This window comes from Ferruginibacter profundus (assembly GCF_054783275.1).
In genome coordinates this window covers 1,233,112-1,251,610 of sequence record NZ_BAAGQW010000003.1, presented here as the reverse complement: position 1 = coordinate 1,251,610, position 18,499 = coordinate 1,233,112, and the positions used below count along the sequence as shown (strand labels likewise).

Annotated in this window: 18 protein-coding genes; 12 read left to right on the top strand and 6 right to left on the bottom strand. The window is 37.9% G+C overall.

Features of this window, described 5'->3' with window-relative positions:
• Positions 1 to 48: 48 nt before the first annotated feature.
• Positions 49 to 225 (bottom strand): hypothetical protein, encoded by a 177-nt coding sequence (locus ACYVM0_RS24980; RefSeq protein ID WP_460561834.1) that lies wholly within the window; start codon positions 223 to 225, stop codon positions 49 to 51.
• Positions 226 to 411: 186 nt separating this feature from the next.
• On the opposite strand from ACYVM0_RS24980, the gene ACYVM0_RS24975 reads away from it, so the two are divergent.
• The 3 genes from ACYVM0_RS24975 to ACYVM0_RS24965 all read left to right on the top strand — a co-directional run bounded on the left by ACYVM0_RS24975 (position 412) and on the right by ACYVM0_RS24965 (position 1,967).
• Positions 412 to 549, top strand: a complete 138-nt coding sequence (locus tag ACYVM0_RS24975; RefSeq protein WP_460561832.1) for a type II toxin-antitoxin system HicA family toxin — start codon at positions 412 to 414, stop codon at positions 547 to 549.
• Between the two features lie 53 nt (positions 550 to 602).
• Positions 603 to 953, top strand: coding sequence for a hypothetical protein (locus tag ACYVM0_RS24970; RefSeq protein WP_460561830.1), 351 nt, complete (start codon positions 603 to 605; stop codon positions 951 to 953).
• 150 nt (positions 954 to 1,103) lie between these two features.
• On the top strand, positions 1,104 to 1,967 hold the full coding sequence (locus tag ACYVM0_RS24965; RefSeq protein WP_460561828.1) for a helix-turn-helix domain-containing protein: 864 nt from the start codon (positions 1,104 to 1,106) through the stop codon (positions 1,965 to 1,967).
• A gap of 178 nt (positions 1,968 to 2,145) precedes the next feature.
• Here ACYVM0_RS24965 and ACYVM0_RS24960 read toward each other — a convergent pair whose 3' ends face one another.
• Positions 2,146 to 4,593 (bottom strand): TonB-dependent receptor domain-containing protein, encoded by a 2,448-nt coding sequence (locus tag ACYVM0_RS24960; RefSeq protein WP_460561826.1) that lies wholly within the window; start codon positions 4,591 to 4,593, stop codon positions 2,146 to 2,148.
• 281 nt (positions 4,594 to 4,874) lie between these two features.
• Between ACYVM0_RS24960 and ACYVM0_RS24955 the strand changes: the two genes are divergently transcribed.
• From ACYVM0_RS24955 to ACYVM0_RS24930, 6 genes are all read left to right on the top strand, one after another.
• On the top strand, positions 4,875 to 5,462 hold the full coding sequence (locus ACYVM0_RS24955) for an RNA polymerase sigma factor (RefSeq protein WP_460561824.1): 588 nt from the start codon (positions 4,875 to 4,877) through the stop codon (positions 5,460 to 5,462).
• 145 nt (positions 5,463 to 5,607) lie between these two features.
• On the top strand, positions 5,608 to 6,189 hold the full coding sequence (locus ACYVM0_RS24950; protein ID WP_460561822.1) for an RNA polymerase sigma factor: 582 nt from the start codon (positions 5,608 to 5,610) through the stop codon (positions 6,187 to 6,189).
• Between the two features lie 165 nt (positions 6,190 to 6,354).
• Positions 6,355 to 7,902: an amidohydrolase family protein gene (locus tag ACYVM0_RS24945; RefSeq protein ID WP_460561820.1), complete on the top strand. Its 1,548-nt coding sequence runs from the start codon at positions 6,355 to 6,357 to the stop codon at positions 7,900 to 7,902.
• Positions 7,903 to 8,489: 587 nt separating this feature from the next.
• Entirely contained in the window at positions 8,490 to 9,512 is a 1,023-nt protein-coding gene (gene recA, locus ACYVM0_RS24940) for a recombinase RecA (protein ID WP_460561819.1), read from the top strand.
• A 271-nt stretch (positions 9,513 to 9,783) separates the two neighbouring features.
• Complete coding sequence (locus tag ACYVM0_RS24935) at positions 9,784 to 10,683, top strand: DMT family transporter (protein ID WP_460561817.1); 900 nt, start codon at positions 9,784 to 9,786, stop codon at positions 10,681 to 10,683.
• Positions 10,676 to 11,146, top strand: coding sequence for a GNAT family N-acetyltransferase (locus ACYVM0_RS24930; protein ID WP_460561815.1), 471 nt, complete (start codon positions 10,676 to 10,678; stop codon positions 11,144 to 11,146). Before ACYVM0_RS24935 ends, ACYVM0_RS24930 begins: the two co-directional genes overlap by 8 nt.
• On the opposite strand, the gene ACYVM0_RS24925 is transcribed toward ACYVM0_RS24930, so the two are convergent.
• Together ACYVM0_RS24925 and ACYVM0_RS24920 are read right to left on the bottom strand one after the other, a co-directional pair.
• Complete coding sequence (locus ACYVM0_RS24925; RefSeq protein ID WP_460561813.1) at positions 11,143 to 11,775, bottom strand: hypothetical protein; 633 nt, start codon at positions 11,773 to 11,775, stop codon at positions 11,143 to 11,145. The genes ACYVM0_RS24930 and ACYVM0_RS24925 overlap by 4 nt on opposite strands.
• Before the next feature lie 64 nt (positions 11,776 to 11,839).
• The gene (locus ACYVM0_RS24920; protein WP_460561811.1) at positions 11,840 to 12,331 is read right to left on the bottom strand and encodes a SixA phosphatase family protein; all 492 of its coding nucleotides are present in this window, start codon (positions 12,329 to 12,331) and stop codon (positions 11,840 to 11,842) included.
• Positions 12,332 to 12,433: 102 nt separating this feature from the next.
• Between ACYVM0_RS24920 and ACYVM0_RS24915 the strand changes: the two genes are divergently transcribed.
• Both ACYVM0_RS24915 and ACYVM0_RS24910 read left to right on the top strand, forming a co-directional pair.
• Positions 12,434 to 13,585 carry an esterase-like activity of phytase family protein gene (locus ACYVM0_RS24915; RefSeq protein ID WP_460561809.1) on the top strand — a complete coding sequence of 384 codons (1,152 nt, stop codon included), beginning with the start codon at positions 12,434 to 12,436 and terminating at the stop codon, positions 13,583 to 13,585.
• 88 nt (positions 13,586 to 13,673) lie between these two features.
• Positions 13,674 to 14,471: a S1/P1 nuclease gene (locus ACYVM0_RS24910; RefSeq protein ID WP_460561807.1), complete on the top strand. Its 798-nt coding sequence runs from the start codon at positions 13,674 to 13,676 to the stop codon at positions 14,469 to 14,471.
• 55 nt (positions 14,472 to 14,526) lie between these two features.
• Here ACYVM0_RS24910 and ACYVM0_RS24905 read toward each other — a convergent pair whose 3' ends face one another.
• Positions 14,527 to 16,374: an amidophosphoribosyltransferase gene (locus ACYVM0_RS24905; protein WP_460561805.1), complete on the bottom strand. Its 1,848-nt coding sequence runs from the start codon at positions 16,372 to 16,374 to the stop codon at positions 14,527 to 14,529.
• Positions 16,375 to 16,497: 123 nt separating this feature from the next.
• Positions 16,498 to 17,220, bottom strand: a complete 723-nt coding sequence (locus ACYVM0_RS24900; RefSeq protein ID WP_460561803.1) for a porin family protein — start codon at positions 17,218 to 17,220, stop codon at positions 16,498 to 16,500.
• A gap of 234 nt (positions 17,221 to 17,454) precedes the next feature.
• Between ACYVM0_RS24900 and ACYVM0_RS24895 the strand changes: the two genes are divergently transcribed.
• Complete coding sequence (locus tag ACYVM0_RS24895; protein ID WP_460561801.1) at positions 17,455 to 18,414, top strand: fasciclin domain-containing protein; 960 nt, start codon at positions 17,455 to 17,457, stop codon at positions 18,412 to 18,414.
• Positions 18,415 to 18,499 lie beyond the last annotated feature (85 nt).

Below are 18,499 nucleotides of genomic sequence, written 5' to 3'. Positions count from 1 at the left end.
GTTGTGAGGAAATAAATCGATTTTATTTCTGCTGCTTTAAATGATCTTTCAGCAACATGGTGCTTTTTTGCCCGTGGAAGAGTCGGTTACTATAATGATGGTGGTTGCATTACGTCGCATTTTCTCTTCATTATCATTCTGAGCAAGATCATTAATGAAGGAAGTAACATGCCAAAAATGAAATATCAGCCACAATATTCCCACACCAGAAGTGCCTGCTGCCACTTTGGTTTTGTAGTTCAGTTTTTAATATTAGTTGAAGAACGAAATTAATCTAAATTCCCTGGGGGTAGCAAAATTGTTACCTTAAAATTTTGCAGGTAGTAGCAAATATGCTACCTTCATAAAAACGAAAATAAGACTTGCTTTAATGAAAGTAAAAGAACTATTAAAAGTACTTAGAAAGGATGGATGGATAAGGATCAGAAAGGCAGTCACCTGCAATTAGAACATCCGGTTAAAAAAGGGAAAGTTACAATACCGGTACATAGTGGAGATATCCCTAAGGGTACGTTAAATGCAATTCTTAAACAAGCAGGATTAAAATAAACAACCTATTCTATTATATAGTAAAACCAAAAGCAATGACACTACATTTAATATTGGAAAAAGATGGAGGCAAACTGTGGGGCCGTGTTTCTTACAACGAAAACCTTATTGTTGATTCTGCTACAACCCTACCTAACGTAGAAAAAAAGCTGCGTAAAGCTTTAAAAGATTTTCACCAGTTAGAAGAAGTGAAATTTGAGTATGCTTATGACCTGACCGTATTTTTTGAGGAGTTTAATTTTCTCAATCAATCTAAGATAGCAGAGTTATCAGGAATTAATGCCAGCTTGTTAAGACAATATGCTTCGGGAGTAAAAAATCCATCAGAGGCACAGGCAAAAAAAATTCAAACTACTATCCGGGGCCTTGCATTAAGATTAAAAAATGTTCAGATTTATGCTTAAGTGGTCAATCATTTCATAAAAAGCAAAAGAGGTTCTTTTCGTTTACAATAGTATCATTTCCCCGGTTCGGGGAAAATGGTATGCCACTGATGTAAAATCTCTCTTCTGCCACCAATCCCTTTTTTATCTTTACATCTACAAAGTATCGCCTTGCAACACATCGAATTCTTCCATATCAATCATTTTGAAAACAATTACCACAGGGTAAAGCCTGCAAAGGAACTGGAAGGGTTTATCGATTTTTTCTGGGAAACAAAATTTGATGACTTGCTGAAAGAAAATCCCAAAGGTTTTTCAGATGCATTGTTTCCGAATATTGGTTACACCTACCTTATTAATTTAGGTACGCCGTTTATTATGCAGGTAGATGATAAAAAGTTCAGCATGAAAACGGATGGTTTTTTACCCCGTAATAAGTCCATTGAATGTTATCACCGGCAGGGCAATAAATTATTCGGTATCAAGTTTAAAATCTCTCCCATTATTTTTAAGACCAGGGTCAACTTTGCTGAATACAGGGAGTATATTTACCCGTTGAGTTATTTAATGGAGCAATCGGTGATTGATAAAGTGAAGAAAGCAGTTTCCTTTGAAGAACGCATCAATATTTTAAATACTTATTTTCAATCCATCATTAAAACATATTCCGGTTCCTGGGAAGCGATACGTATTGTATCAGAAATATTACAGCATTGCGATAATAAAAATGATTTCACTACTCCGGTAGAAGAATTTGCTGCTCAATACAAGATTTCTGCAAGAACATTGCATCGTTATTTTGAAACCACTACAAGCCTTAGCAGTAAAAAAGCCTTGCAGGTATTGCGTATACGTAAGGCCGTACAACAATTAGCTAATTCACCCGAAGATTTTGCCTATGAAAAATATGGCTATTACGATTACAGCCATTTTTGTAAACACCTCAAACAGTTTTTGCAAAAAGATACCATTGTTGGTTTAAAACCGCATCTGCAATTGCTGCAAAAATTCAATCAGAAAAACATTTCTCATTAAGCCGCTGATATTTTTATCTGCAGAAGGCAAACAGTAATTTTTACCGCAGGCAAATTAATGCTGCTTCAACCGTTAAATAGTAGCTTATGCAATAGTATAATTAAAATGATCTCTTGCTTCTTCCCCACAAAATTTTATCTCTTTAATAATCCCCCGTAATCAGGTTCTCCTGGAAGGGTTACTGTGCTCTCTGCCTTTCCTCTTCCGAAGCAGTTGTTCTTCTTCTTGCAGCCGGCACTTTATTATTTCCAAAACGATAAGTAAAACTTAAATTGGCTACCCTTGATTCCCTGTACGCATGCCACTTCTCTATATAATTATTGTAAGTGATCACGGCTTTTGGAAGATTGGTCCAGAATATATCTGTAATGTTGAAACGTAGGGTGCCTTTATTTTTTAAAACAGTTTTTTGTACGCCGGTTGAAATTCCCCATTGCGGATCAAGCACCATAAAACCATATTGGCCTCCGGTATTTACACTGGCATTCAATTCTGCTGTCCAGCCTTTTTTAAAAGTAAAAGTGTTATTGGTTCTGATATCTGCCGCAGGCTTGCCATTATTTAAAGTGGTGCCACTGAAATTGCCATGAAACTTTTCAAAATAAATATTGCCGTTGTTAACCATGTTCCACCATTGGGTGATTTTAACAGGTGTGGAAAGCGATAACCCAACATAATCAGATGAGGAAAGATTGATAGGAATTTGTACCGTTACATTATCTGCTGATGGAATATTAGGGAACACTTCTTTAAATCTGGCTAAAGTAATATTCTGGTTGTCTTTGGTATGGCTATAACTGATACCGAAATTTAAATTCTTTAACGTATAACTCAATTCATACGACCAGGTAAGTTGTGGCCGCAATGCGGTATTGCCCGTTGCATAGGTAGTTACATCAATTAAAAATAAAAACGGATTTAATTGAGAATAACCCGGTCTGTCTATGCGGCGGCTTACAGATAAACCCAAAGTTTGATCTTCTTTTAATTTATAGTTGACAAATGCGCTGGGGAATAATTGAAAATAGCTGGAATCAAATTTTAAATTCCCCATTTTCTGCTCGGTGCTCATATTGGTTTGTTCTCCTCTTAAACCTACCTGCCAATCAAACTTTTTAAACTCCTGGTGAAAGTTAATGTAACCGGCATTGTTATATTCTTTGTATAAAAAATGATTGGTTTTGTTTACATCATTTTGAGGTGTGCCGTTGCTTACATCATAAAATTTAGCGTCATTATCAGATGACACAAAACTTGTTTTAAGCCCCGCTTCCCATTTGCTGCTTTTACTTACCGGGTTCACATAATCTACTTTGGCAGTTTTAAAAGTAAGTGTACCGTTCTGGTCGCCATCCAATACGTAATTGGGTTGCAATGGGGTGCCATCAAGTTTATAGTAACTGGTAGCATTAACGGTTAATGAGGTAGAATGGTATACACCATAATCAGCATCAGCAGTTAACTCTTTTCCGGTACTGTCGAATGTATGCTTAAAATTAATATTGGAAACGCTGTTATTGGCATGGTCGTTATTTGTTGCAAGAGAATTAAATGTACTGGTAACCTGCTTTTGTGTATTGAGTACGGTTGAACTGTTATCATTATCACGGGTATAATGATTAAAATTACCATTTACCACAAAGCCGATAATTGTTTTTTTAGAAGGAAAAAAATCCATACCCAATCTTGCGGTGTTGGAACTAACAGGTGATTTAGAATAATTGTCTTTCAGGTCGCCGCCATTGTAGGCGCCATTCTCATAAAAATTTCTATCTAATAACAAATGATTTAAACCAATACGATAAGCATAATTATAGTTGCCAAAAATATTTACCTTTTTATTGCGGTAATTAAAAGTGGAACCAATATTTGCTTTTGGATATACACCTTGTCCGTAACCGGTAGTAAAAGTTCCGTTAACACCCAGGCGCTGGTCTTTTTTCAGGCGGATATCAATAATGCCCGAATTACCAGCCGCATCATATTTTGCAGAAGGGTTAGTAATAATATCTATGCGTTCGATGGCAGATGATGGAAGCCCTTTTAAATAATTGGCCAGGTCGGCACCGGTCATTGGTGTAGGTTTTCCGTCTACCATTACAATAACACCCGATTTACCACGGAGCGTAATATTATCATTCTGATCAATGTTCACACCCGGTGATCGTTCCAATACGTCCATAGCACTGCTGCCTGCGCTCACAATGCTGTTTTCTACATTTACCACAATGCGGTCAGACAGTTTTTGAATGAACGGTTTACGGCTGGTAACAGTTACGGCACTCAGTTGGGTGGTAGCCGGTTGTAATGTAATGTCGGGTATTTGTATCGTTGGCTGTTCTGCAGTTAAACTAAATGCGGGGGAATATTGTGTTGCAAAATTCACCATTGTTATTTTAATGAAGTAGTTATCAAAACGAATGTTCTCAAACCCGGCAATACCACTTTTATCTGTGAGTGATATTTTTACCAAAGAAGAATCTTTGGCTTTACGTAATTCAACAGTAGCATTTTCTGCTGCCTGTTGATTAATGCGAATGCCGGCTGTTATTTTTCCTTTGCTGTTTTCCTGTGCATTGGCGCATAGCGATGCCACCAATAATAAAATGGTAAAAATGTTTTTCATGACTGTATACTTTACAACAAAAGTGCAATCAAAACGAATCTGTTCGTATCGGTTTTATACCAGCAGTAATTGTATGAAGATGAACGGGAGTATTAAAAATTTCAGATGTCTGTTTTTTACATTAATACAGCTATTGCATTGAATCCGAGGGCATTTATTACCTGTACCGCAGCCTATAGAAAAAATTCTATACACAAAAGGTTCAGCTACTACAGGAATCTGATTTTTTTTAACAAATCTTTACGGCATAATATCCTTATCCAATTTTGTAAATTAATCCTATGAATAACCATACAGAAATGTCTGATGAGAAGCTCATCCAGTTTTATTTAAATGGCAACCCCGGCGCCATGGCCACTCTGGTGGAATTGTACAAAGACAGAATTTACAGTTCAATTTTTTCGATGGTGCAGGATAAATACGTTGCCGAAGATATTTTCCGCGAAGTCTTTATTACAATTATCAACAACCTCATGGCAGGTAAAACATCAGAGGACGATAATTTTCTGCATTGGGCTGTACAAATTGCTCACCAGCTGTGTATTGATCATACCCGTAAAACCAAAATGGCTTTTATTATGGAAACGGATAAAGAAAACAGTAACGTGGTTGAAGCAGTTAATTTTTCGGTACCGGTACCGCTGCCCAATACTACTTATTATGATAGCCATAGCAAAATTAAAAGCATGATATCCATGTTGCCCGATGAACAAAGAGAAGTGATGGCATTGAACCATTATGCAGGATTGAGTTTTAAAGAAATTGCAGGCATAATGAAATGCAGTCTTTCAACTGCGTTGGATACAATGAAGTATGGCCTTAATAACCTGAGAAAGCTGATGAATGAAAAGGAGATCATCCTGAGATAAAAGCAGGGCATTTACAAACAAAATAAAAATCCGGATAACTGCTAATAGAAAAATTCCTACAAAGAGTATATTTCCACCTCTACCAAAATGAATTTTTACTTTTAGATATTTGTAATACAATTCCCAATAACCTAAAATCTATTTTATGAAAAGCACTACCACACTAACAGACGAACAAGCTGTTCAACAATTTCTCCATGGCGATTCCCAGGCTTTGGAATTACTGATCAACCGCCACAAAAACCGCATCTTCACCTCTATTTCTTTACTGGTAAAAGACAGGTACCTGGCCGAAGATCTTTTCCAGGATCTTTTTATAAAGATCATTGAAACGCTGAGGGCAGGTAAATACAATGAAGAAAATAAATTTTTACAATGGGCTATGCGGATAGCGCATAACCTTTGTATCGATCATTTCAGAAAACTTAAGAATGCCCCGGTTATAAGAACCAGCGAAGACAGGGATATTTTTGATGTGCTGGATTTTAAAGAACCCAATGCCGAAGAAAGATTAATGAAAACCCAGAGCCATAGTCGTGTAATGCAAATGGTGAGTATGCTTCCTGAAGAACAAAGGGAAGTGATAATACTAAGGCATTTTGCAGACCTGAAGTTTAAAGAAATTTCAGAACTATTGCAATGCAGCGTTAATACCGCATTGGGCCGTATGCGTTACGGGCTTTTAAATATGAGAAAAATAATGCAGGAAAAAGAACTGGCTTTATAGCAGCAATGCAATAACTCTAAACCGTCATAGTAATCAAAAAACCTTCTTATTGGAGGTTTTTTTGATTTTACAGCATCCTACATATAGGTCATCCACCCCCCTGTACATTTCTCTTTTGATTTTAAAATATAATGAGTATATTTAATATCATTAAATGATACCATTATGCCATTCTTCGATTTTCATTGTCATCCGGGTTTAAAACCTCAGTTTTCTGATCCGGCAACCAAGCCATCTCCCTGGGATTTTATTAATGCTAAACTGGCTTTATCACGAGACGTTAATCTCAGCATTAATAAGTTGTTTAATGAAACTTTAAACTCTCAATCCAGCCTTACGCAATTATTGCAGAACGAAGTAAGGTTGATTGGAGTAATACTGCATGCACCGGAGCAAAAAATTGGCCAGGGCCTCAGCGAAAAAAAAATCGTTAACAAAGGAAGTGTTAACCTGATTGATAAAACACAGCTGGCTTACCTGGCATCGGGGGTGCATAGCTATCAACTGATTAAAGAGGAACTCAGGTGGTTACTGGAAGCAATACCCGAAATACCCGGTGCAGCATTTAAAGTAGTGAGTAAGACCACCGATTTTGATGAAGCCGGCAGCAATACGGTTTTTGGTGCTGTTATAGTAGAGGGGTTGCACTGTTTTTTCGATAACCCCAATGCACTGGATGCAAAAGAAAAATTTCTCGCCAACTTTAACGAATTTACAGATACACACACCGTAGTGGCCATTAACGTTTGCCATATGCAGCAAAATCCTTTTTGTAATCATGCGCATGGTATACAATTTATTAACCCGGCATATTTTTATCCTACACGGGGAGGTATTACACCATGGGGTTGGGAAGTAATTAAACTGATGTATGCCAAAAATATTTTACCCGATATTAAACACATGAGCCTCAGGTCAAGGCGGCAGTTGTATGATTGGCTTAAAGACCCTGATGACGAAACAAAATTCAGTCATCCCATAATTTGTACCCACGCTGGTACCACCGGCTTGTCTATAGCAGACAGGGCAAAATTTTTGTTGAACAAACCTGTTGACAGGGGCCTTGTATATGAAGTGGCTTATTTAAAACCCAGGAGTAAACACGACCCCGAATGTTATCATAACTGCAGCAGTATTAATTTATATGACGAAGACATTGCAAACATTTTTTTATCGGGTGGCATCATCGGGCTTTCATTCGATCAGCGTATCCTCGGCTTTGCAGATGAAAATGTTTTACTTAATGTAACCGTACCGCATGATGTGGAATACATAAGCCATATGGAATCTGATTTCTTTTTGGGCCCCAACCCAACTATATTACCTGTTTGGCCAGATGATACAGAAGTTTGGGCAAGCGAAGATTTTGAAAACCTAGATCCTTCACTTTATGTGGATATGCACCGCAGGTTTCTCATTAATAACATCATTCACATTTTATGGGTGGCTGATAAACATGATAGTATCGATTTGAAAAAAGCGGCCAAACAAATTTGTATCGGTACCGATTTTGACGGTTTGATAAATGCCATCGATTGTTGTAAACAGGCAGATGGGCTGCAACAATTAAAAGAAGATATGAAGGAAGGCCTAATTGATCTTTTTATATCACAAGGACTAACCGCAATTAATGTGGATGAGTTTTTGGATGATCTTTTTTATAACAACGGAAAAAATTTTATACTTAACAGGATAAGAGCAATGAGAGGCTAATGAACATGCTCCCTGAAACGATTATTTTTTTACAAGGCAAATACATACTGTACGCATCTGCAATTGAGTAATTTTTAGCCTGCAGCAAAAATTATTGTAATCGAAACTGCAGATCCGCTGCGCTCATTCAGGAAATTTATGTCCCCAAACAAGAATAAATTAAGTCTAATATGAGCCTGTTTTATTAAAATTTATTATCATACCAAGGCCCAAAAGGGTGTTTTAACCCTCAAAAATTACCACTTTGTGGTATTGTTTTGTTGGAAAAACTAACCTCTCTTTGTATCAGGTACAAACTAATTAGACCCTTTACAAACTGAACATATATTTAGTGCGAACGTTAAAGGCCCGTATTTTTAAGCCTAACCTGAAAACTCGAGAAATTACCTTAGTAGATTTTTCTCATGCTTGAACACAACCTGTCCCGGTTCCCCGGGATGGGTTTTTTGTTTAAAATATATCCAACTAAAAAAATTATCAAAAAAATACTAAAATAATTAGTGTTGATAAAATAAACTTATTATCTTTGATTCCGAATTTACATTTACAACGCAAAACCAGATACATCACTTAAAAAAAACAAACACATGAGCAACGCAACAGACAAAATGGAAAAAACAGAAAAATTTAAGGCGCTGAAATTAACGATAGATAAGATCGATAAAGATTTTGGCAAAGGCTCGGTAATGATGATGAATGAAAAAACCAATATGGAAATTGATGTTATTTCCACCGGCTCTATTGGTTTAGATATGGCATTGGGTATCGGCGGTTTACCTAAAGGCAGGGTGGTTGAAATTTATGGCCCGGAAAGTAGTGGTAAAACCACTTTGGCCACTCATGTAATAGCTGAAGCGCAAAAGAAAGGTGGCATGTGTGCATTTATTGATGCGGAACACGCCTTTGATAGTGTATATGCAAAAAAATTAGGTGTGGATATTGATAATTTACTCATCTCTCAGCCCGATTATGGCGAGCAGGCATTGGAAATTGCCGATCGTTTAATTCTTTCAGGCGCCTTGGATGTGGTAGTGATAGATTCTGTTGCCGCATTGGTACCTAAGAGTGAACTGGAAGGCGAGATGGGCGATAGCAAAATGGGGTTGCAGGCAAGATTAATGAGCCAGGCTTTAAGAAAATTAACAGCTACTATTCATAAAACTAATTGCTGCTGCATATTTATCAACCAGCTTCGTGAAAAGATAGGTGTAATGTTTGGTAATCCCGAAACTACCACGGGTGGTAATGCCTTAAAGTTTTATGCTTCTGTACGTTTGGATATTCGTCGTATGACACAGATTAAAGATGGTGACGAAGCAGTAGGTAACCACGTAAAAGTAAAAGTGGTAAAAAATAAAGTGGCACCACCGTTCCGCCAGGCAGAGTTTGATATTATTTACGGCGAAGGTATCAGCAAAGTGGGTGAAATAATTGATATGGGTGTTGAACTGGGAATTGTACAGAAAAGCGGTAGCTGGTTCAGCTATAATAACGATAAATTAGGCCAGGGAAGGGAATCTGTAAAGCAATTGATGCTCGACAATCCGGAAATGGCAACAGAAATAGAAAACAAAATAAGAGAAAAGGTAAAAGAGATGCAGGTTGCATAACAACTGTTTTCACTTATTAGGGTTAGTAAGTATAAGGTCATTATGTGTAAAAGCATAATGACCTTTTTTTTGGGTATGCTGAAAATCCTTTTCGGCTGTTACAGTAACCGAAATACAATTTCGGTGTACTAAAACGGCAACCGGTGTAATGGTACTTTTTTCACTATTATGCGGTACGCTGAAAATCCTTTCCGGCTCTTACTGCAACCGAAATAAAATTTCAGTGTACTAAAAGCGGCAACAAGTATAATGTTACTTTTGTAATACCATTATGCCATTGAACAAAAGCACAACAGCCCATTTAGCATTGCTGTTTACCAATCTTTTCTTTGCTATCAATTTAAGTGCAGCAAAGCACCTTACCAGTTTGCAACTGGCAAAGCCATTTGGTTTAAACGTGGTACGGGTTGGAGTGAGTGCAATTTTATTCTGGCTATTATATCTATTAAAACCAACTTCGGTAAAAATTGATAAACAAGACAGAATGCGTTTTGTATGGTGTGCATTAACCGGCATTGCAATTAACCAGCTACTTTTTTTAAAAGGCCTTTCGCTAACTTATCCGATACATGCTTCGCTGCTGATGCTTACCACACCTATTTTAATTGTATTTATTGCAGCATGGTTATTAAAAGAAAGAATTGGTATTTTTAAAATTGCGGGACTGGCATTAGGTATTACCGGTGCTGCGGTATTGGTTTTAGCCAAAGGCGGAACAGCCAACAGAAGCGATGTGGTGCTGGGAGACATACTAATTATCACCAATGCTGTTTCTTACACCATTTATTTTATAATGGTAAAACCCCTGATGGTAAAGTACAACCCGGTAATGATCATGCGCTGGATATTTACCATTGGCCTGGTAATGATCTTACCTTTTGGCTGGCTGGAGTTTACGCAAATTCAATGGGCCGCTTTTAATGCAATTGATGGTACCACCATGGCACTTGTGGTTATTACAGGCACATTTGTAGCCTACCTCTTTAATGTGTATGGCATAAAAATACTCGGTGCTTCTGCAGCAGGTTTTTATATTTATACACAACCCTTCTTTGCAACCATTATTGCCATGATCTTTTTAAAAGAAGAATTACAGTTGTATAAAATTGTGGCAGCGGTATTGATATTTACAGGAGTGTACCTTGCTAACAAAACAAAAAAAAATGCCTGAATATTTAATTGTACAAACCAACGAAGAATACAAAGCAGCAGCACAACTGTTTAAAGAATACGCCGCATGGTTAAATATCGATCTGGGCTTTCAGCATTTTGATGAAGAGCTGGAAAACCTGAAGGCAATGTACAATGCAACAGATGGTGGCATCCTGCTTTGTAAAGAGGACAATACCTTTATTGCCTGTGTTGCTTTAAGAAAAAGCGAACAAAAAATTGCAGAGCTCAAGCGTATGTATGTACAACCTGCGCATCAGCATAAAGGCATTGGAAAAGTATTGCTGGAAAAATCTATTGTCCTGGCACAAAACTGCAACTACAAATATATAAGACTGGATACGCTAAATCATATGACGCCTGCCATCAACCTTTATAAAAAATATGGATTTTATGAAATAGCGCCGTACTATCATAATCCTGTTGCTACAGCAGTGTATTTTGAAAAAGTATTGCAGTATTAATTACAATGTTTATTATATCGTTTTATAAATGCTTTAAAGCTCGATTCCCTGTAATTGAGCTGCAGCAGATCTCCTTCTTTAATGTAATAACAATCATCAGTCCTTTCACGTAATTGATCTTCAAAAATCCGGGAGTGGCTTACATAATTGACTAACTGGTAAATTTGCCGTAATGATTCTTTATCCTGCATCTGGCCTCCCAAAGAATACAATAGCTGCACCGGAATGCTATCTTGCCGTGCCTGCACAAAGAAATAAGCAACCCCATCTTTATCTTTTGCAGAAAATAAATTAATTTTCCCACCCGTAATAAGAGGAGTTAAAAGAACAGTGGTATCATACACCGGGTCGCTGTAATTAGGTGATTGCACATCTTCAATATTTTCGGAGTAACCATACAATACCACCCGTAAAACAGGTTTAGCGGTATTGTTTTTTACAAAAATCCGTACCTCTTCCGAATTAAAAACAGCTGTGTCGGCAACCGCTTTTATAACCCTTACCTGTTTGCCGGATATTTTTACTTTGCCGGATACAGTATCGCCACGTTGCAAAACAATATATTCATTTGACTGTGCCAATGAGTTCACAGAAAGGAATAAACCAAGAATAAAAATTACAATTTTCATACGAACGAAATAATATTTACAGCAATAAATAGCAGCGGTCAACTCACCTGGTAAAAAAATAGTATCAGCTGTTTTTGGGGTAATCAAAAAATAAAAATTCCTTTTTTGCTTTGGCAAAATCTTTCCATTGACTGATATCGGTCTGCACAGCAAATACAGCACAAGTGGGCATATTGTCAATCCTTACATCAGCAACAAGATCGTTTACAAAATAAGTAATGCCGGGATTATGTGCAAAAATGGCAACAGTATTCAAACTATCATCCAGGGTTTTTATCACTTCATAAAACTCACGGGCCGGTGCATGGTACAATGCACTGATGAAATTAATATCCTCAGCTTTTTGTTTGTATGTTTCGCTAAATAATTCAGCAGTTTTTTTTGCCCGCTTGGCAGGGCTGGCAACAAAGGAATCAATAGCGATATTTCTATCCAAAACCCTTTTTGCCATTTCAGGGGCATCTTTTTTGCCCCGTTCGTTTAAAGGTCGCTCAAAATCGTTCCCAAAAAAACTCTGGTCGCTTTTAGCATGCCGTATAATGAGCAATGTTTTCAATACAGTTATTTGTATAAAAATAAAATAATTTTCAGATAAACAGGGAATTAACAAAACATATCGGTTCTTTTACCAAATTTGTACTCTAAAACCATTCCAATAATGTTCAGATCCCCTGTTTTTTTACTTTGTTCCTCCCTGTTGTTATTATCCTGCAGTAACCTTAAAAAAATTGCCATTGTACCGCAGGCACAAAATATCAGTGCTGTAAAATTGCTGGGAGAATATGATATGCCCTATAACCTTAGTTATAAAAACACTACCGTTGGCGGCTTATCAGGTATTGATTATGATGCAGGTAACAATGTGTACTACATGATATGTGATGACAGGAGCGACATTAACCCGGCCCGGTTTTATACAGCAAGGATCTTTATTACACCACAGGGTATTGACAGTATACAATTTGTAGATGTTCAAAATATGCTGCAACCAGATAACACAGTGTATCCTAATAAAAAAACAGACCGTTCCCATGTTCCCGATCCGGAAGCAATAAGGTATAATCCATTATTAAAACAATTAGTATGGAGCAGCGAGGGCGAAAGAATTGTAAAGGAGAAAGATACTGTATTGGAAAATCCTTCGGTAATTTCTATAACAACCGATGGCAAATTCAAAAATAATTTTGAATTACCTGCTAATGTAACCATGCATGCAACAGAAAAAGGTCCCCGCCAGAATGGAGTTTTGGAAGGCATGAGTTTTGCCGATAATTACACAACGCTTTTTGTAAATGTAGAAGAACCGCTTTACGAAGATGGCCCAAGGGCTGATGTTACCGATAACAATACGTACATCCGTATTTTAAAATTTGATGTGGCCACAAAAAAAAATACGGCACAATATGCTTACAAATTAGAACCGGTTGCCTATGCCGCCAACCCTGCAACCGGTTTTAAAATTAACGGGGTACCCGATATTTTAAATATTGGTAACAATAAATTCCTGGTAATTGAACGCTCCTTTTCTACAGGAAGAGCTGCATGTACCATAAAAGTTTTTATAACTGACCTTACTGCCGCAACAAATATAAAAGGAGTGCCATCACTTAAAGGAAACACTGATTTTATACCGGCAACCAAAAAATTATTACTGAATATGGACGACCTGGGTATTTATATTGACAATATTGAAGGCGTAACATTTGGGCCAATATTACCCAACGGCCATAAAACTTTAATATTTATTGCAGATAATAATTTTGATACCAAAGAAAAGGCCCAGTTACTGCTATTTGAAGTAACAGAATAAACAACGATCATTATCCTTGTGATAATTTTACCAACGGCAGCTGTTTTGGGCTGCATTACCTATAACTTTGAACATTAAATATTGTACAATGAAATTGAAACTGGTGAAGAAATTAATTTTATGCAGTGCCTTCTTTTACCTGCCATTCTCAGGTATGGCGTGGGGCGTATTGGGCCACCGCATTGTGGGGCAAATTGCAGATAGCTATCTTACAAAAAAGACCAAAAAGGCTATAGCAGAAATTTTAGGTACCGAATCTGTTGCTATGGCAAGTAACTGGCCCGATTTTATAAAATCGGACCCGGCATATAATTACCTGTACAACTGGCATTATATAAATATTAAGGGCGGACTTAGTACTGACAGTGTAAAAGCATACCTGGCTTCAGATACTGCAACAGATGCCTACACTAAAATTAATTTTTTAGTTGACCAGCTTAAAAATAAAAGCCTTGATCACGACAAAAAAGTATTGTACCTGCGCCTGCTGATACATATTGTGGGTGATGTACACCAGCCCTTACATGTGGGCCATGCTGATGACCAGGGTGGTAATAAAGTAAAAGTAAACTGGTTTAAAGACCCGAGTAACCTGCACACAGTTTGGGATACACAGCTGATCAATTTTCAGCAACTGAGTTATTCGGAATATGCAACAGCTATCAACTTCACTACAAAAGAAAGCCGCAGGGCAATGCAGGAACAACCCGTATCAACCTGGATTGTGGAATCGTATCAGCTGGCAGATAAAATTTATGGTGATATAAAAGAAGCGGATCAAAAATTAGACTATGCTTACAACTTTAAATATGTAGACACACTGAACAGTCAATTGCTTAAAGGTGGCGTAAGACTGGCTGGTTTGTTAAATGAAATTTTTGGCTAGGAACAACCCTTATGGTGCGTTTTATAAAGAATGCGCCGTAAGGCGCATTCTTACATTAATATCCTCTCACATTCTTTCCTTCCATATAATTCATAAAGGCTTTATTACAAACGCGGTTACCACCGGGAGTGGGGTAATTGCCTGTAAAATACCAGTCGCCGGTATTGGTTGGGCAGGCTTCGTGCAGGCTTTCAATTGTTTGATAAATAACCTGTATAGGAATGTCAAGATCTTTAGGCGTAATTAACTCCGCAATTTTCCGGCTCATTTCCTTTAAGGTAAAAGGCTTGTAAATTTCCTGTACCAGGTTTTCGGTATGCAGCTGGTTATTGCGTTGCAATTCTTTACACTTTTCTAATGTATCAGTTAAAATATGCTCCTGTTTGGTATCCTGCAATAATTCAATAGCAGCACGAAAAGCAATAAAATCACCCAGCTTACTCATATCTATACCATAACAATCGGGGTAACGTATTTGCGGAGCCGAAGAAACAATAATTATTTTTTTAGGCTGCAGGCGGGATAGCATGCGGATGATACTTTCCTTAAGTGTTGTTCCTCTTACAATACTATCGTCAATAACCACCAATGTATCTTCGTTTTTACGAACGGTACCGTAAGTGATATCATATACGTGCTGCACCATTTCGTTGCGGCTGGCATCTTCAGTAATAAAAGTACGCAGCTTCACATCTTTAATGGCAATCTTTTCAAAGCGTATTTTACGGGTGATCATTTCAGTCAGCTTCTCCTCATCAAAATCTTTACCCCAGCTGGTAATACGTTCTATTTTTATTTTGTTCAGGTAATCTTCCGCTCCTTTTAATAAACCATAAAAAGCAGTTTCAGCTGTATTGGGTATAAAAGAGAAGATGGTATTCTTAAGATCGTATTTTATAACTTTTAAAATAACATTGCTCAGGTTATAACCCAAAGCAATTCTTTCCCGGTAAATTTTTTCATCACTGCCACGGCTGAAATAAATACGTTCAAAACTGCAGGCCCTTCTTTCTTTGGGCGTTACAATTTCTTCTACGGAATAAGTGCCATCAGCTTTTACAATGATAGCGTTACCCGGCATTAATTCCTGCACTTCGTTTTCACCCACATTAAAAGCAGTTCTTATAGCAGCTCTTTCACTTGCTGCAACAATTACATCATCATTTATATAATAATAAGAGGGGCGAATGCCATGAGCATCTCTCATTACAAAAGCATCGCCATTGCCCAATAAGCCGCTGAAATGAAAACCGCCATCAAATAAAGGCACTGCCTTTTTCAACACTTTTACAATATCAATATGGCCGGGAAAAGCTTCATCTGCCTTAACAATAAAGTGGTGTAATACCTCCATCATTGCCGCAAGGTCACTCTGGCGCTGAAACTCCCCCGGGTCAATATTCACCAGGCCAAAAAGTTCTTCGGTATTCACCAGGTTAAAATTTCCTGCAAGCGCTAAATTTCTTGCCGGAATGGTATGGCGCTTGATAAAAGGATGGCAAAACTCCACATTATTCTTTCCCTGGGTGCCGTACCTTAAATGGCCCAGCAAAACTTCGCCTAAAAAATCAGCATGCCCTTTCATAAGGCCCGGATGATTTTTAATATCAGGTTGGTATTTTTCCAGTTCACCTATTTCTTTGCCTATCTGGCTGAAAATATCTGCAATAGGCTGGTTGGCACAACTGCGTATGCGGTGCAAAAATGGATAGCCCGGTTCGGTATTCAGCTTTACGGCGGCCACACCGGCACCATCCTGGCCACGGTTGTGTTGTTTTTCCATCAGCAGGTACAGCTTGTTTAAGCCGTACATAACTGTGCCATATTGTTGCTGGTAATAACTGAAAGGCTTGCGGAGGCGGATAAAAGCCAATCCGCATTCGTGTTTGATTTCGTCGCTCATGTTAAGGAGTGAGGCGCAAAGTTAGGTGATTTAAAAGAAAAAACCCGATGTTTAAACATCGGGTTTTTATAAAAGATGCAATATAATGCTTTATATAACTTTAATTGTTTGACAGTAAGTGATTTATAAACCACTTAAACAAATACCAATTTCAAAAGGATGAATTACCGGGCCTACGCCATCTTTTAATAAAGCTGTAAACTGGTAACTGCCAAATAATGATAAATTACCAAATCCTACGCGGCCGGTAGCAGCAACACGGGTGGTATTAAAAAAACGCTTGTTGGTTTCTTTTTGGGTATAGGTGTTAATGGTACCGCCGCTTTTATTTTGCAATGTTTTTCCTTTGGTATGCACATTTAATAAGGTACCTACTTTTACACCAATGGCAGCCTTTAAACTTTTATTTTCTTTTTCAGGATGTTTAACCCACCTTAACTCAACAGGTACTTCCAGGAAAGCGGTGGTTAATTTGTATTTTTTAAAATGATCATTGGAATCCAGCGAAGTAAAAGGCAGTTTTGTAGCGGTGGATTTGATATCGATATTATAATTTTTAAAGTACATATTAGTAGTACCGAAGCCAATGCCATATGCTGCGCTAAACTGGGGATTACCTTTAAATGGCTTGTTCATCATCACATAAATATTAGCACCTCTTGATAAGCCTTTTGTATGATTGTTAATGCTGTCCGGCATTCCTGACCAATGATCAGTGCTTAATTGAATCATAAAATGGTCTCCTGCACGGCTCACTAAATCTTTTTTATCTGCTTTTTTCTTATCCTGCGCAAATGCACCTGTTACAGCAACAAAGGCAATACATACTAGTACTATTTTCTTCATAATTAATTTTGAAGCTGCAAAATAACGTCAAATAATTTAATGAAGCGTTAAATATTTGATTACTGCTTAAGGCCCGATCAATCAAAAGCACGCTAAAAAGCCATCAAAACAAGGCGTGGTATTTTAATTTAAGGTCAAATAATAACAGTTCACACTTTTTTTACAGCAGTTCACACTGTTACCAAAATCTACTATGGTTTGTATTTGTTGAAAAGGGTATAAAAACAATCTATCATGAAAATTAGCAACCAATTCAACAGTATGTTGCTGGCAGCCACATTTGGCGCAGCAATCCTTTTTACATCTTGCAGCAAAGATGATGATCCAACCCCTGCCCCCACCAACACTATTACAGATGTGGTATCCGGCAACACCAGTTATAGTGTTTTAAAGGAAGCCGTAGTAAAAGCAAACCTGGCAGCCACATTAAGTGGCACAGGCCCATTTACTGTATTTGCGCCCGATAATACTGCCTTTGCAAGTGCAGGAATCACTTCAGCCACGGTAACTTCTTTAACAGCAACTCAATTAAGCGACCTGTTATTATACCACACCATTGGTGCTAAAATCTTAGCTGCCAATGTTCCGGCAGGCCCCAACGCAAAAGTAGTAACAGCAGGCGGCGATTCGGTTTTTGTAACCAAAAATGCAGCAGGTGTATTTGTTAATGGCATTGCAGTAGCACAGGCAGATATTGCTGCCGATAATGGTGTAATTCACCGTTTGGCCAAAGCATTAAATAAGCCATCGGGCAATATTGTGGCCACTGCACAGGCCGCAGGTTCCGGCCTCGATTCTTTGGTAAAAGCAATCGTTCGTGCTAATAATGCCACCGGCGGCGATCCTAATTTAATCAACACTTTAAGTACCGCTACCATTACTGTATTTGCACCTACCAATGCGGCTTTTACGCAGTTATTGGGAGCATTAAGTTTAACAGACATCAACCAGATTCCTGTGGCCACACTGTTAGCAGTGTTAAGATACCATGTGGTAGGTGGCAGGGCTTTTTCATCTGATCTTGCCAACGGCCCGTTAACAATGCTGGCAGGAGGTAACACCACCATCAGCCTTACAGCCGGTGCAACTATAAAAGGAAACGGAAACGGAGCCAATGCCTCAAATATTGTAGCTACCAATATTATGGCCCGTAATGGAGTAGTACATGTTATCGACAGGGTATTATTACCATAAAAATTATCGGAAAACCAACCTGCATCAACGGTGAACAATTTTTAATTTTTACCGTTGATGCTTATAAACATAAACCCTCTGCCAT